Annotated in this window: 8 protein-coding genes; 5 read left to right on the top strand and 3 right to left on the bottom strand. The window is 69.5% G+C overall.

Features of this window, described 5'->3' with window-relative positions:
* The first annotated feature begins 74 nt into the window (after nt 1–74).
* Both ACIPSJ_RS05160 and ACIPSJ_RS05155 read left to right on the top strand, forming a co-directional pair.
* Entirely contained in the window at nt 75–3,122 is a 3,048-nt protein-coding gene (locus ACIPSJ_RS05160) for an SNF2-related protein (RefSeq protein ID WP_401343541.1), read from the top strand.
* Nucleotides 3,123–3,143: 21 nt separating this feature from the next.
* Complete coding sequence (locus tag ACIPSJ_RS05155; protein ID WP_401343538.1) at nt 3,144–8,303, top strand: class I SAM-dependent DNA methyltransferase; 5,160 nt, start codon at nt 3,144–3,146, stop codon at nt 8,301–8,303.
* A gap of 61 nt (nt 8,304–8,364) precedes the next feature.
* Here the strand turns inward: ACIPSJ_RS05155 and ACIPSJ_RS05150 are convergent, their stop codons facing one another.
* A complete protein-coding gene (locus tag ACIPSJ_RS05150) occupies nt 8,365–8,541 on the bottom strand; it encodes a DUF397 domain-containing protein (RefSeq protein ID WP_401344580.1) in 177 nt (58 codons plus the stop codon).
* Between the two features lie 23 nt (nt 8,542–8,564).
* The gene (locus ACIPSJ_RS05145; protein WP_401343535.1) at nt 8,565–9,443 is read right to left on the bottom strand and encodes a helix-turn-helix domain-containing protein; all 879 of its coding nucleotides are present in this window, start codon (nt 9,441–9,443) and stop codon (nt 8,565–8,567) included.
* Nucleotides 9,444–9,719: 276 nt separating this feature from the next.
* Here ACIPSJ_RS05145 and ACIPSJ_RS05140 point away from each other — a divergent pair, with 276 nt between their 5' ends.
* From ACIPSJ_RS05140 to ACIPSJ_RS05130, 3 genes are read left to right on the top strand one after another with little or no spacing between them, the layout of a single operon-like run.
* On the top strand, nt 9,720–10,202 hold the full coding sequence (locus ACIPSJ_RS05140) for an ATP-binding protein (RefSeq protein WP_401343532.1): 483 nt from the start codon (nt 9,720–9,722) through the stop codon (nt 10,200–10,202).
* 52 nt (nt 10,203–10,254) lie between these two features.
* A complete protein-coding gene (locus ACIPSJ_RS05135) occupies nt 10,255–10,647 on the top strand; it encodes a hypothetical protein (RefSeq protein WP_401343529.1) in 393 nt (130 codons plus the stop codon).
* A 6-nt stretch (nt 10,648–10,653) separates the two neighbouring features.
* The gene (locus tag ACIPSJ_RS05130; protein ID WP_401343526.1) at nt 10,654–14,556 is read left to right on the top strand and encodes an AAA domain-containing protein; all 3,903 of its coding nucleotides are present in this window, start codon (nt 10,654–10,656) and stop codon (nt 14,554–14,556) included.
* 54 nt (nt 14,557–14,610) lie between these two features.
* Here ACIPSJ_RS05130 and ACIPSJ_RS05125 read toward each other — a convergent pair whose 3' ends face one another.
* A complete protein-coding gene (locus tag ACIPSJ_RS05125; protein ID WP_401343524.1) occupies nt 14,611–15,666 on the bottom strand; it encodes a beta family protein in 1,056 nt (351 codons plus the stop codon).
* Between the last annotated feature and the right edge of the window lie 29 nt (nt 15,667–15,695).

Genomic DNA, 15,695 nt, shown 5'->3' with positions numbered 1-15,695 from the left:
CCCGCGATAATGGGCGGGCCCTCACGAGGGCCACGCCCACACACGCACGATCGAATCGCCTCAGGAGGCCACGGGTGACCGCCGTCCAGACCAGCGCGGACCAGACCGGCGCCACGAGCGGCCGGGATCAGTATCCGGCGGGTGCCCTGGTGGTCGTGCGGGACGAGGAGTGGCTGGTCAAAAGCTCGATGCCGACGGCGGACGACGGTACGCGCATCGAGGTCGTGGGGGTGTCGGAGTTTGTCCGTGACCAGGAGGCCGTGTTCTTCTCCGGCCTGGACCGTATCGAACTGCTCGATCCGGGCGCGACCACGCTCGTCAGGGACGACTCCCCGAACTATCGTCGCTCCCGGCTGTTCCTGGAGGCGGTGCTGCGCCGCACCGCGCTGCCCCAGTCGGAACAACGTCTGGCGCTCGCCGACTCGTTCCTGATGGACCCGCTGCCCTACCAGCGGCGCCCGGCCCAGCTGGCCCTGTCCGGTGCCAATCTGCGCCCGCGGCTGCTGATCGCGGACGTGGTGGGCCTCGGCAAGACCCTGGAGATCGGGCTGACCCTGGCCGAGCTGATCCGCCGAGGCCGGGGCGAGCGGATCCTGGTGGTCACCCCGCAGCATGTGCTGGAGCAGTTCCAGCACGAGCTGTGGACCCGGTTCGCGATCCCGCTGGTGCGGCTGGACTCGGTGGGCATCGAGCGCATCCAGCGGGAGATCCCGGCCGGCCGCAACCCGTTCACCTCGTTCAAGCGGATCATCGTCTCCATCGACACGCTCAAGAACACCCACCAGTACAAGCACCATCTGGAGCAGATCCGCTGGGACGCGGTCGTCATCGACGAGTCTCACAACCTGATCAACCCCGGTTCGCTGCGCAACCAGCTCGCGCGCACGCTCGCCCCTCGTACGGACGCCCTGATCCTCGCCTCCGCGACCCCGCACAACGGTGACGCCAAGTCCTTCGCCGAACTGATCCGGCTGCTGGACCCGGTGGCGATCCGGGACCCGGAGAACTACCGCGCGGCCGACATCGAGCACCTGTTCATCCGGCGGACGAAGATCAGCCCCGAGGTCCGCGAGCAGATGAAGGGCCAGTGGGCGGACCGGGGTCCGTCCCGCTCGGTGCACTGTCCGGCCACCCCCGCCGAGGAGAAGATCTTCGAGGAGCTGGCCGCCGTCTGGCTGCCCGGTGACGGCGGCGCCTCGGTCAGCGCCGTCCCTCTCTTCCCCTACACGCTGCTGAAGTCCTTCCTGTCCTCCCACGCCGCGCTGCGGGCCACGGTGTCCGCGCGGATCAGGACGCTGGAGAAGAAGGAGGACCGGCGCGGTACCGAGGCCGAACTCGCCGCCCTGTACCGGCTGTCGGAGCTGGCCGCCGGTCTCGGTGAGACGGACTCCGCGAAGTTCGCCGCCCTGGTACGGCAGTTGCGCGAGGAGATCGGAGTGGGACCCGGTTCCGAGGCGCGGGTCGTGGTGTTCTCCGAGCGGGTCCAGACCCTGGAGTGGCTGTCCGAGGTGCTGCCCGCAGCCCTCGGCTTCCGGGGCCGCGCGGCCCTCGACTGCGTCCGCGTCATGCACGGCGGACTCTCGGACGAGCAGCAGATGGCCCGCGTCGAGGAGTTCGGCCTGGCCGACACGCCCGTCCGGGTCCTGCTTACCGGTGACGTGGCCTCCGAGGGCGTCAACCTGCACCGGCAGTGTCACCAGCTGGTGCACTACGACGTGCCGTGGTCGCTGATCCGGATCGAGCAGCGCAACGGCCGTATCGACCGTTACGGGCAGGCTCACCCGCCGGAGTTCCGGGCGTTGATCCTGACCAGCGAGGTGCCGGGCGCCAAGGACGACACGGTGGTCGCCGAGCGGCTGCTGGAACGCGAGGACCAGGCGCACCGCTCGCTGGGCACGGCGGAGGCGGTGACCGGCCTGTACCGTGCGGAGGCGGAGGAGCGGTCCCTCATCCAGGATCTGCTGAGCGGCAGGACCGTCGACGAGTCCCTGGACACGCACCGCTCCGCCGCCGACGGCCAGGACGCCGGTCTTGAGGACTTCCTCGCGGACTTCTTCGGCGCGGTGGACGCGACCGCCGAGGCGTCCGGGGCTCCGAGCGCGGACGAGGGCACCGCGCCGACTCCGGCCGGAGCGCCGTCGTCGGCTAGCGCCGACGACACGAGCCCGGTGCTCCCCCGGCTCTTCGATTCCACCGCCCACTTCGTGGACGAGGCGCTGCGTGAGGTGTACCCGGACGCCCGTGACCGACTGGGCCTGGACCGCGACCAGCAGTCCGGGCTGCTCTCCTTCCGCCCGCCGGCGGAACTCGTCCACCGCCTCAAAGCGCTCCCCTCGGACTATCTGCGCGAGCAGCGCCTGCGGGAACGGCTCCTGGTGACCTTCAACCGCCGCCTCGCCGAGCACTCCCTGCAACGCGCCCGCCAGTCGTCCACGTCGAGCTGGCCGGAGATCTCCCTGCTCACGGACCTGCACCCGGTCGTCGACTGGCTCACCGACAAGGTCCTCGTCGGACTCGGCCGCCAGGAGGCGCCGATGATCACGTCGAACGTGGCGGAGCCGGTCTACCTGGTCCAGGGCGTGTACTCCAACAAGCTGGGCCGACCGACCGTCGTGAAGTGGATGGGCGTGACCTGGCGGCAGTTCGTCGTTGTGGCGGAGGACGGGAAGAAGAACTACTTCTGGGAGGGACTGGCCGTCGACGACATGGTCTCCCTGCTGCGGCGCGCCGGTGTCGGCCCGGCCATGGCGAACAAGCGGGGCTACCTCGATCCCGAGCCGCTGCGCGCCGCCCTCCCCCGGGTGCTGGAGACGGCCGAGTCGTTCCTCAACGCCCACCGCGACGCCTGGGACGAACCGCTGCGCCGCCCCGTCGAGGAGTACAAGCTGCGGCTCGGCGCCTGGAAACAGCCCACGCTGGACGGGGAACGTACCCGGGAACGCCTCGCCGATCTCGCCGACTCCCTGCTGACGACGGGCAGGCCCCTGCTGCGGGTCCTCGCGGTGCTGGTACCGGACACCGAACCCGCCAGCGACCGCGGGAACGGCGGCGAGGCCCCGCCCGTCTCCCTCGCGGCGTCGTCGTCCGCCTTCCGCTACGCGCCCCCGAACGCCGCCCTGTGACCCCCTGAGAGAAGCCCTGTCATGACGTACGACTCCCTGGTCAACCGTGGCGACTACTTCTCGGCTCACTACCTGGCCGAGGTGCTGCCGAAGGATCTCAAGTCGGGCCTGCTCCAGAGGTGGAAGGAGCGCGAGGAGGCGGCGAAGCCGCCCGCCGGCGACGACGGAACCGAGGAGGAGGCGTCCGCCGCGCCGACGCCCGGCCGTACCGAACTCCCGGTGACCCCGCGCGCCGGGCTGCGGGTGCTACGCCGGGGCTACTTCCGCGCGCGGTCCTTCTTCGCCCTGCCCGAGGACGAGGACGGCATCATCTCCGTCCGCGACACCGACGACGACTTCCTGACCTACCGGGCACCGAAGTGGCGAGAGCAGGTACGGGCGCTCAACGCCGAGGTGCTGCGCGCGCTCGGCTACGACGCGAAGCCGCGCGTCCTGTCCGTCGAGCGCGCGGGCCAGCGTTACGAGGTCCCGGTCGCCCACGCTGAGAAGGGCCTGGTCGCGCTGGACTGCGGCTGGGCCGCCGAACCCGACGCGGCACTCGACCCGAAGGGCCGGGGACGCCTCCTGGAACCGGTGCCGCTCGACGGCCCGCACCCGGTGGAGACCGGCTCCAAGCTCGCCTCCTTCCTGTTCGCCTGCGAGGAGCCGCCCCGGTACGTGCTGCTGCTCGGCGGCGGGGTGATCGTCCTGGCCGACCGCGCGGTGTGGGGCGAGGGACGCTATCTCGGTGTCTCCCTGGACATGGCGCTCCAGCGCAACGACACCCGGGCGGGCGGCGAACTCGACACGGTGGCCGCGCTGTTCGGCGCGGACTCGCTGCGTACTCCGGAGGAGGGCGGTGAGAATCCGCTGGCCGAGCTGGTCGGCAAGTCGGCCAAGCACGCGGTCGGCGTCTCCAGCGAACTCCGCGACGGCCTGCGCAAGAGCGTCGAACTCATCGCGAACGAGGTGCTCCAGCGACTGCACGGGCAGGGCGTGCGCCCCGAGGACATCGGCGAACTCCCCGACCTCGGACGCCGATTGACCCGCGAGTCGTTGCGCTACCTCTACCGGATCCTGTTCCTGCTGTACGCGGAGGCCCGCCCCGAACTGGGCATCCTGCCCGCCGACTATCCCGAGTACCAGCAGGGCTACGGACTCGGCCGGCTAGGTGAACTCGTCGCCGAGCGCGAACCGGTGGGCGACACGGCCCGCAACGGCTTCTACCTCTACGAGTCCCTGGACCTGCTGTTCCGCAAGGTGCAGGACGGCTACCGCCCGCGCCGCACACACGGCGTGGAAGCGGCCGGCGACGACACGGCGGACGAGAAGACCAGCGAGGACGTCGGCCTGCGCTTCGAGCCGCTGCACAGCAAGCTGTTCGAACGCGACGCCATCCGGCTGATCGGCGCGGACAGTCTCCCCGACCCGCGCCACGACTCGGACGAGGCCCTGGCCCGGGGCGAGTCCGTCCGCTACCTGGACACCCGGCTGCGTAACGCCACCCTCCATCAGGTGCTGCACAGCCTGATGATCACCCAGGGGAAGCGGGGGGAACGCGGCGGCTTCATCTCGTACGCGCAGCTCGGCATCAACCAGCTCGGCGCGGTCTACGAGGGCCTGATGTCGTACAGCGGCTTCATCGCGGGCGAGGAGCTGTACGAGGTCGCAAAGCACGGTGACCCGAAGGACGGTTCCTGGCTGGTCCCCAAGTCGAAGATCGCCGACTACGACGACTCCGTGTTCGTACGACGCCGGGACCGGGTCACCGGTGAGGAACTCCGCGTACGGCACGCGCCGGGCTCGTTCGTGTACCGCCTCTCCGGCCGCGACCGGCAGACCTCCGCGTCGTACTACACACCGGAGTCGCTGACGCGGGTCACCGTGCAACTGGCCCTCCAACAGCTCCTCACCGACACCACGGAGGCAAAAGACCTCCTGGACTGGCGGATCTGCGAACCGGCCCTCGGCTCGGGCGCGTTCCTCAACGAGGCGATCAACCAGGTCGCGGCGGAGTATCTGCGGCGCAGGCAGACCGAGCTGGGCCGGTCGATCGACACGGACCAGTACGCCGTCGAACTGCAGAAGACGAAGGCGTACATCGCCCTGCACAACTCCTACGGCGTCGACCTCAACGAGACGGCCGTTGAGTTGGCCGAGGTGTCGTTGTGGCTCAACACCATGCACCCTGGCATGGAGGCGCCCTGGTTCGGCTTGCACCTGCGGCGCGGCAACTCACTGATCGGCGGGCGGCGGGAGGTGTACGCGGCCGACCGGCTGAAGAAGGGCGGCTGGCTGGGGGCTACTCCGGAACGCTTCCCGCTGGCGGAGGCGGTAGGGGGTGCGTCACTCCCGGAAGGCGCGGTGCACCATTTCCTCCTCCCGGCGAAGGAGTGGGGCGCCGTCGCCGCCGAGAAGGAGGCCAAGGCACTCGCCCCGGCCGAGGCGAAGGCGCTGGCCGCGTGGCGAAAAGCGGTCACGAAGTCCCCGACGGCGAAGCAGACGGCCCGGCTCCAGGGGCTGGCCCGCCGTGCCGAGTACCTGTGGGGGCTGGTCGTACGACGGCTGGAGCTGTCGGAGCGGGACATCTCCCGTCGCATCCGCGTGTGGGGAGCGGAGGACGACTGGCTGCGCCGGCCGGAGGTCGCCGTGCAGCGGGACGCGGTTCTTGCCGAGCTCCAGGCGGAGGACACCCCCTACTGGCGCCTCAAGACGCTCATGGACGCGTGGTGCGCGCTGTGGTTCTGGCCGGTACAGAACGCGGCGCTGCTGGACGGTACGGACGAGCGGTACGCGCGGGCGGAGGCGCTGGCCGCGCGGGCGGCGGAGTTCGAGGTGGTGGGCGTCGAGGGGGGTAACGGCGGTGCGGAGAGCGGCGCCGACGATGTCCTGCTGGCCTGGGAGGCGGACGCATTGCCCGGTTTCACCGCCGAGCCCCAGCAGATGACGCTGACGCGGGACTCGGTGTCCCGCCGCCGCACCGGCCGCCGCGCGGAGCAGATCAGGGGTGAGCGCCGCGACGTCATCGCGCTCGCCGACCTGGACGACTGGATCGACTTCGCCGAGGCGCTGCTGGGCACGCAGGATGTGCCGGAGGAATCGCTGGTGCCGACGTTCCAGACGCTGAAGCGCCTGTCCGACTACGAGGACGAGCTGCCCGAGTGGATGGGCATGGACCGGTTCCAGTCGCTGGAGGAGCGGTTCCTGTGGGCGGGCGCGGCGAGGGATGTGGCGAAGGCGCAGGGGTTCTTCCACTGGGAGCTGGAGTTCGCGCAGGTGTTTGCGCGGGGTGGGTTTGAGTTGCAGGTGGGGAATCCGCCTTGGGTTCGGCCGAGGTGGCGGGAAGATCTTATTCTTGCCGAAGTTGAACCCTGGTTCACGCTGACAGAAAGGCCCGGGGTAGCAGAATGGCGCCTACGCAAGGAAGAGTCACTGAGGAAGATTGAGCGGGACTATTACCTCAAAGAGCTTGCCACTAACGCGGGCTCAGCAACAACACTCGGAGCGGAAACCACATATCCTCTGCTAGTCGGCACACAACCGGACCTATATCGCGCATTCATGTGCCAAGTCTGGTCGAACATGAATACCGCCGGAATGGCAGGCATGATCCATCCTGATACCCATTTCAGCGGCGCCCATGAGGGAAAATTGCGGGCCGCAGCATATCGACACTTGCGTTTCCACGTGCACTTCTCAAACCGCCTCCTCCTCTTCACGGAAATCGAGTGGACTCGGCAATTTAGCGTAAACATCTACGGATCACAACGCCCCATCTCCTTTAGAAATGCAAGTTGGATTTTCCTGCCCGAAACGCTCCTTTCGTCACTTGCGCACGATGGCGGGGGAGAGCCACCTGGCATCAAACATAAGGGAGCATGGGATATCCGGCCACATCAAGCACGAGTGATCCCCGCCTCCGAAGAGCTACTCGCCGAATGGCAACGCCTAGCGGCTCGCGAGGACGTCCCTGTAGAGCAGAGTGCACTTCTCTACCCGGTTACGTCTTTCGAAGAAGGCGCCATCCGAGCCCTTTCGAAGGCGCACACTCGACTCTCCGACTTCGATCCACATCACAGTCCTGGCTATCACGAAAAAGCGAGCAAACAAAAGGGTCTCATCCGATGGTCTACCGGGGTTCCGAACAACCTTTCTGAAGCAATCTTGCAAGGGCCTCACTTTGGCATCGCCACACCCTGGAATAAGCAACCAGACATCCCATGCCGCCTAAACCGAGACTGGTCACCCTGGGACCTTCTCCAACTTCCAACTGACGCTACCCCTCGAACAAATTACATTCGCGCCTCAGATAGGGAGACGTTTCTTTCCGAACAAGAACATTGGAACGATCGCCCCTACACCGATTACTTCCGCCTCGCTTGGCGACGCATGATTCCCTTTGATACCGAGCGGAGCCTATTCGCCGCCATAATCCCCCCAGGACCGTCACATATCGACGCCGTAGTCTCAATTGCCTTGCCTAACAACCGACTCACGGTAATGAACGCGGGTTTTTGGGCGGCTCTACCATTGGACTACCTACTGCGTATTACCGGTCGCTCCGATCTGAGATTGGCCGAGGCCTACCAGATGCCATCCCCCACTCCCGAGCATCCGCTCGCACACGCACTCCTAATCCGCACGCTACGACTGAACTGCCTAACTAGCGCATATAAACCGCTCTGGGATGAGCTGTATCAATCTACACAGCCCGAACATGAGAACTGGGCGACGAGGTGGCCTAATTTGCCTAACCTCACAGCTTCACTCGCTTCACAATGGGATAGCAATTCACCCCTGCGGACGGAGTACGCACGCCGCGCCGCACTTGTTGAATTGGACGCTCTCGTATCCGTGTGGCTGGGCATTACGGCAGAACAACTGGTGGCGATCTACAAATCTCGGTACCCGATCCTCGCGGACTACGAATCACAGATGTACTTCGATTTCGCTGGCCGCCGTATCTCCGGAAACTATCGAGTGTTCGGACAGGGTCAGCTGAAAGAAACCTATTCACTGCTCCTTGAGCACCTGTCCAACCCAACCGTAGTGCCGCCTCCCGAGGGCTACCAGGCGCCCTTCTACAAGGCCGACCGCGAGACCGAAATGCGGGCGGCGCACGCGCACTTCCAGGCACGGCTGGATTCCGATATCGCCGCAGGCCGCTGGACTCCGCCCGCCCGCGAGAAGGTGAACGCTTAGTCGGCCAACGCGGCCCGACACAGGTCTGCCCCCGGTTCTGCACCGAGGGCAGACCTGTCGCCTACTGAGCAGCGAAGCCGACAAACGCCATCCAGGCGGCAGCAGCGACCGAGAGAGCAGGTCGGCCAGTGTCCTTGGAGTCACGAACACGGACCACATGGGCGCAGTCAGCGACCTCGACGCACTCTCCTCCAGCCCCACCGCTGTAGCTGCTCTTACGCCAGGGCAGTTCGGCCACCGCACCGGGAGTCTCGTTCACCTTCACACCTCTCCAAGCAGCTTCTCAACGAAGTCCAGCGACTCGCGCGGAGTGAGAGCCTGCGCACGGATGATGCCGTACCGCGACGCGATTCCCTGAACTTCCTGCCGGTCACTGACCATTGTGCTGCGCCCCTGCGCTTCCACGTAAGCCACTTGATCACCTCCAGCGCGGTACAACAAGGTGAACGGCCCGTCCACGCCTGCGTTGTCCTCTCGGTCGAGCGGCATGATCTGGACCTCGACGTTCCGGAACGCGCCGACCAGCATCAGCTGCTCCAGTTGGCCACGCATGACTGACCAGCCGCCCAACGGCCGACGTACAACCGCCTCGTCGATGACAAAGCTCAGCAGGGGCGCAGGCCTGCGCTCGAAGACATGCTGGCGCGCGAGACGGGCCGCGACTCGCTGTTCCAGGGTTTCCTCGTCCAGCAACGGACGCCACATGCCGAACACCGCCCGCATGTATTCCTCCGTCTGAAGCAGTCCGGGCACCGCCTGAGTCGCGTACACCCACAGCTCAACCGCCTCCCCCTCCAACCGCGCCGCATCCCGAAAGAACGCCGGATACTGGGCCCGAGCCACCTCCTCCTTCATCTCCTGGAGGACCCCGCCCGCGTCCAGCACCTCATCCGCCCGGTCGATGAACCTCGGCGGAGCCACCCGGCGCCCCTGCTCGTACGCGGCGATGGTGGACACCGAATACCCCGTGAGGGAGCCGAACTCCGCCCGTTCCAGGACCGCCCGCACCCGGAACCGCTTCAACTGGCGCCCGAAGACCCGCAGAACACCTGAGCCGGCGTCGGATTCCGGCTGCCGTCCCTCTCCCTCGCCGTCGCCGCTCTCCGGCGCCTCGTCCACAAGCCCCGTCGGTTCACTCATCCCCGTACCACCTCCCCCGGCCAACGCGCCCTCGCGCTGACCGTCACGCTCCGCCCCGCCTACACCCGCGTACCGCACACCTACAGCGACTCTCCGTGTGCGCGCCGTATCTGGTCACGCTAGGACGACACCGGCAGCGTGGGCCACATGAACAGCCGAACTTCCCCCACACGGCGAACTCCCGAAGCCGAGACCCAGGCTGAAGCCGAAGCCGAAGCCACAGGCAAATCCGCGACCCGGACCGAGACCTCCTCCAGCCCCCTCCACGAGCTCGCGATGGCCTTCACCTCCTCCCCACGCGGCGCACGCCTCGCCCGCAGGCTGGTCTCCCACCGGCTCGACACGTGGGGGCATCCCTACGACGGCCGGGTCAACGACACCCTCACCTTGATCACGGCCGAGCTGACCGCCAACGCCGTACGGCACGGGCATGTCAACGGACGGGACTTCCATGTCCGGCTCACCGAGTGCACCGACTCTCTGCGCATCGAGGTCACCGACACCCGGGCCGAACGCATCCCGCTGCTCTCCGACCGGGAGCCGCCCGGCGACGCGGAGTCCGGCCGGGGCCTGCTGATGGTGGCGGGGCTGGCGACCCGCTGGGCGGTCGCCCCGCGCGTGGGTGTCCCGGGGAAGACCGTCTGGGCGGAACTGCGGCTGACGCGAGACGCGCACGACCCGGCCATCGTCGACCAGTTTCACGCCAACGGCCGTGACAGCGGCGCCACTTGGCCATCCGGTGTCAGTGGCGGCCACTAGTCTCGTTCGCCCGGCAAGGAGCCGGTGAATCCAGGGGGACTACGAGACCGCCATGCCCGACAACAACCACACCGGATACCTGATCTCCGTCGTCGACGAGGATCCGCTGCGCGCCCGTAAGGACGCGCGCGAACTGCTCGCCGCCCTCGGCGAGGTGGACCCCACGGCCAGGCTGGACCTGCCCGAGCCCGGCAGTCTGGCGGGGGCCGGCGACAAGGGCGGGCCGTCGGCCGAGACCGTCGGGCTGCTGCTGAGCGCCGGTTCGTTCGTGGTCTCGCTGGTACAGACGTGGTTGGCGCGGATCCCGCAGCGCACCATCGTGGTCAAGCGGCCTGACGGGACGACCCTGCACATCACCGGCAAGGAGGCCCGCGAGGACGACACGCTGATCGAGCGGTTCCTCACGGACGACGGCGACGACGACACGACGGCGACGACGGGCTGAGCGGCGATGACCGACAACGACCGGCACGCGTTGCTCATCGGCGTCTCCACGTACGGCAGCGAGACGTACGCCGACCTCCCGGCCGTACGCGCCGATCTGCACTACATGCGAGCGGTGCTGGAGAGCACCGAGATCGGCATGTACAACGAGTGCGCGCTGGCGGCCGAGCCGACGCGGGCGGAGATGCTGCACGCGGTCGAGACGTTCCTGGAGGCCCGGCAGCCGAGTGAGACCGCGCTGCTCTACTTCAGCGGGCACGGCGAGTACTGCGAGCAGGACGGCCAGCTGTACTTCCTGACCCGGGACACCGACCCGGCCGACCTGCCGGGCACGGCCGTACCGGCGGAGTTCCTGGAGCGGATGCTCCAGTCCTGTCGGGCCGCCTCCAAACTGGTCCTGCTGGACTGCTGCTCCAGCGGGTCCGTCGTGCAGGGCTGGACCGCCAAGGGCCCGTCGGGGGAACCGGACCGGCCCGCGCCGAGCACCCTGCTGCGGCCGACCGGCGTGTACTTCATCACCGCGTCCGACGCACTCCAGGCGGCCTCCGCGATGGCGCCGCCCGGGTCGGGTCTCGGCACCTCCCGGTTCACCGGGGAGATCGTCGAGGGGCTGCGCAACGGCCGGATCAAGGAGGGCGGCTGGATCACCCCGGACGACCTCTTCGACTACCTGACCGCCCAGATGACCCGCGACGGCGTACCGGAGGAGCAGCGGCCCACCAAGTCCACGATCAGGGCGACGCGGAGCCTTCCCTTCGCCCGGTCGGTGGCACGGCCGGTGCGGCTCCCTGAGCTGCCCCAGGACGCCGCCGGTACCGCCCGGCGCTCCCCCGCGCTGCTGAAGGCCCGGCAGCTGGCGGAGGCGGACGAACGGAACGGCGTCGACCGGGAGGGGCTGCTGCGGTACTACGCGGACTGCCTCACCGCGCAGGCGGCGGCCGGGATGCGGCCGGACCGGGACGGGGGCCGGGACAAGAAGTACTTCCTGCTGACCCAGGGCGAGGAGACCATCCAGTCGGGGCGCGGACCGCACATCGTCGCGCCCGGAGCGTTGCCGCGGCCCGAGGGGCGGAGCGGATCGGACACCGAGGCGGGCTCCCGGCAGGAGTACTGGTACGGCTATCCGGCGATCACGCTGCCCGCGCGGGACGCTGGCCGGGGGCGGCGCGCGACGGTGGAGCTGGCACCGTTGCTCATCCAGCAGATGGAGCTGGCGCCGGACGAGGAGGGCCGGGACGTGCTCCGGCCCAGCGGTGTGCCGTCCCTGCACAGCGGCGTCGTCTCCGAACTCCTGGACGCGGGTGACGCGGCCGACCTGGTCGCGCGCTGGCAGCCGGCCTGGCAGGAGGGCAACGACGCCCAGATGCTGCGTGCCGTCAGGGAGTTGCTGGACGAGCTGGGGCTGCCGGAACTCGAACCGCTGGACCCGTCCGCGCTGAGCGAGCGCACGGTGATGCAGGCGCTGCGGCCGGGCGCGCACAACGCGGCCGTGCTGCTGGTGCCTTCGGGCGCGGAGGCCATGGCCACCCAGGCTCTGGTGGAGAACCTGCTCCAGATCTCCACGCGGACCCCGCAGATCGTGGGCACCGCCCTGGACGCGCTGCTGAACGGTGGGGCCCGGCAGGTGCCTGCGCCGACTGCTGTCGCGGCGAACCCAGTGACGCCCGTCGCTCCGGGACCGTGCAACGAGAGCCAGGAACTGGTGATCGCGTCGGCCATGACCCAGCCGCTGACCGTGGCGACCGGGCCGCCCGGCACGGGCAAGAGCGAGGTCGTCACGGCGGTCGTCACCACCTGTGTCGCCGCGGGACAGTCGGTGCTGGTCGCCTCCACGAACAACGAGGCCGTGAACGTCGTCGCCCAGCGCTGCGACGACATCGCGCCCGGCCTGCTCATGCGGACGGGCAACGCGGAGGCGCTGGAGCGGGAGGCGGCCAAACTGGAACGGCTGCTCGCCGAACCGGACGGGCCACCGCGGCGCGGGTCGGCCACCGTGGGCGGCGAGCTGCGCAACACCCGGGGAACGGCCGACCGGCTGCGGGCGCAGGCGGCCCACCGCGTCGGCGAGGAAGGGCAGCTGCTGGAACTGCTCCGCGACCGGGAGGAGCGGGCCGCAGCCCTGGAGCTGCCCCTGTCCCTGCTCGAAGGGGTCTGGGCGGCCGACGTCGACGGCGTCGCGGCGCTGGGCCGGTGGGCGGAGCGGGCGCGGAAGACGGCTGGCGCCCGCTGGTGGCAGCTAGGGTCATGGCGGCGCGGGCGTGTACTCGCCGCGCTGGTCACGGCGGGGGCGGAGCAGCGCCCGAACGATGCCGGACCGGCATGGCCGGAGTGGGCGACGGGACGACCCGTGCCGCCCGAACTGCTGGAGTCCCTTGCCGGGATCGTGTCCGTGGAGCGGGAGGTGCGGGAACTCGTCCACCGGCACGGGGAATGGGACGAGGAAGGGCTCAAGCGGTCCCGGCTCACGACGGCGGAGGCGCTGTCCGGGCTGTCGGCGGAACTGTCCCGCGCGCTGTCCGCCGAGGCCCTGGGCCGGGCCACCGGGCTCATGAACCAGCGGCTCCAGGCGCTCCGCCGCCGCTCCGGCTACCAGCGCAGCCAGAAGAACCTGATGGCGCACATCAAGGGATGGGCCGTCAGCACCCACTCGGTACGGCAACTGGAACTCGCCCCGAAGCTGTTCGATCTCGTGGTCATCGATGAGGCCAGCCAGTGCTCCATCCCGTCGGTACTGCCGCTGCTGTTCCGGGCCCGCCGGGCACTGATCATCGGCGACCCCATGCAGCTCGGGCACATCCCCGGCGTGTCACCGCAGCAGGAACGTCAGGCACGGGTACGGGCCGGGCTGAGCGCCGCGCAACTGGAACACCACCGCCTCACCTACCACGTGTACTCCTCGTACCACGCGGCCGAACAGCACGGCGACAGCGCTCTGCTCCTCGACGAGCACTACCGCTGCCACCCGCGGATCGCGGACGTCGTCAACGGCCACTGCTACGGCGGCCGGTTGCGGGTGCTGACCGACGTGCGGCGGCAGGTGCCGTCGTACGACCCGGTGGGAGCGGCCGATCCGGCGCCGGTGCTCGGCTGGGTCGACGTACCGTCCGGGGAATCGGCGCGCGGCGGCGACGGGCAGTCCTGGCGGAACACTGTGGAGGCGGAGGCCGTCCGGCGCGTGGTCGACGGGCTGCTGGCGGGGCTTGCGCCGGACGCGACGGTGGGAGTGGTCACGCCGTTCCGGGCGCAGAAGGAGACACTGGCACGGATGTGGCGGGACGACGACCGCGTCCGGGTCGGCACCGTCCACACCTTCCAGGGCGGGCAGCGGGACGTGATGGTGCTCAGCCCGGTGGCGGCGCACAACACACCGCCCCGGACGACGCACTGGGTCGCGAGCCAGGTCAACCTGTGGAACGTGGCGGTCACCCGGGCCAAGTCGCAGCTGATCACGGTGGGAGGCCGTGCCTTCTGGCAGGACCAGAGCGGCCTGCCCGCCCTGCTCGCCGCGCGCTCGGCGACGCTGGGAACGGGCGACGACGGCACGACGGCCGAGGCCGGCCCGTCCGGCCCGGTGACCGAGGCCCGCGCGGACCTCGCCGACCGCCTGCAGCAGTACCTGGCGGGACGGGGCATCACCGATCTGGAGCGGGCCGTTCTGGTGGGCGGCCGCCCGGTGGACCTGCTGTTCACCGACGCCGGCGAGAACACGGCGGTGCTGATCGACCCCGGTCCGGGAGCGGGAGCAAACCCCGCGCGACACCTCCGGCTGACCCACGCGCGAGGCGACCTGCTCAGCGGACTGCCCTCCGGAGGCCACGGGGCCAAGCCCTGCCCAGTGAGCCGGACGGTGCGGGTGCCCGCCTGGCGGATCCTCGCGGGCGAGACCGCGCTGGCACCGCTGTTCGGCTGAGCGCCGGGGCAAGGCGGCTGGGACGGGGCGGCCGGGTGCCCGGCGGCGGCCCGCTCAGCCGCCGGGCAGGCTCCGCACGACGTACGTCATGTGCTGGACGTTGCCTTCCCGCAGCCACTCCTTGGGGCCGCCCACACCCTCGCTGGTCGTGAGCGGACCGTGCGCGCAGTCGCTCAGCCATTCCTCGCCCTGTCCGGCCCCCGCTCCCCGAAACTCGGGCAGTTCGACGATCCGGCGGGCGGCGCTGCGGTTAACGGCGATCCGGTCGGGCCCCCGGGTCAACATCTTGAACATGAGGTACGAGCTGTCGGTGGTGTAACGGAGCACGCCCCAGGGCGGACCGCCCTTCCTCCCGGGTGCCGGGGCCTGCGCGAGGGCGCTCGGGGGCTGCACCCCGTAGTCGCCATAACCGAGCAGCGGAGCATAGGCACTGCCCGTGGCGCGCACCTCGTGCCACATGCGCCACTCCGCCCGCGACCCCTCACACCATCCCTCCTCCAGCATGTCGGCGGTGACCCGGGGAAAGCCCCCGCCGAGCAGAACGGCGCTCCGCCAGACCGCCAAGGGCATCAGAGCGTCCAGAGCGCGCAGCGCCTCCTTGCCCGCGTCGGGCCGGGCGTCGAGGACCGCTCCCATGTCGAGCAGCAGGTCCATCGGCACCTCAGGACCGGTTCGGGCAAGCAGGCCCCGGACTCCCTCCCCGAGGCCGTCGTCCCATTCCCCCGCGACCCGCACCCGGACACCCAGTCCGCGCAGGCCGCGGCGGGCTGTCTCCACAGCCCCCGTCTGCTGCGCCTCGGTCCGCTCCGGCCCGGTGACCGGATGGAGCCGTCCCAACTCGCAGTAGACGGACAGCTCTTCGGCGAGAGCGGCGGTCTGCGCGTCCTCACCGAAGGGAGCGTCGATCCATCCGCCGTGCCGGCTCACGGCGCTCACCGGGTCGACGTACTTGCCGACCAGCGTGGCCAACGCCTCCGGGGTTGCTGCGGGCAGCGGCGGCAGGTTCCACAGCGGCCTGGTCGCGGCCCGGACGTCCGGCCACAGCAGCCGGAACGCCGCGGCGGCGTGCGACCGCGTCGGCAGAACGGGAACATAGAGCGGTCCGGACATCGCGGCTCCCCCTCGGCACCGTCCGTGCG

Origin of the sequence: Streptomyces sp. NPDC090088 (genome assembly GCF_044747345.1) — a bacterium.
In the GTDB taxonomy this organism is placed as follows: domain Bacteria; phylum Actinomycetota; class Actinomycetes; order Streptomycetales; family Streptomycetaceae; genus Streptomyces.
This window is presented reverse-complemented; position numbering and strand designations above follow the sequence as displayed.

What these genes read in the sequence shown, in the direction of transcription:
- ACIPSJ_RS05135 (WP_401343529.1), top strand. Translation starts at nt 10,255, where the DNA reads ATGCCCGACAACAACCACACCGGATACCTGATCTCCGTCGTCGACGAG.
- ACIPSJ_RS05130 (WP_401343526.1), top strand. Translation starts at nt 10,654, where the DNA reads ATGACCGACAACGACCGGCACGCGTTGCTCATCGGCGTCTCCACGTAC.
- ACIPSJ_RS05155 (WP_401343538.1), top strand. Translation starts at nt 3,144, where the DNA reads ATGACGTACGACTCCCTGGTCAACCGTGGCGACTACTTCTCGGCTCAC.
- ACIPSJ_RS05145 (WP_401343535.1), bottom strand. Translation starts at nt 9,443, where the DNA reads ATGAGTGAACCGACGGGGCTTGTGGACGAGGCGCCGGAGAGCGGCGAC.
- ACIPSJ_RS05125 (WP_401343524.1), bottom strand. Translation starts at nt 15,666, where the DNA reads ATGTCCGGACCGCTCTATGTTCCCGTTCTGCCGACGCGGTCGCACGCC.
- ACIPSJ_RS05140 (WP_401343532.1), top strand. Translation starts at nt 9,720, where the DNA reads ATGGCCTTCACCTCCTCCCCACGCGGCGCACGCCTCGCCCGCAGGCTG.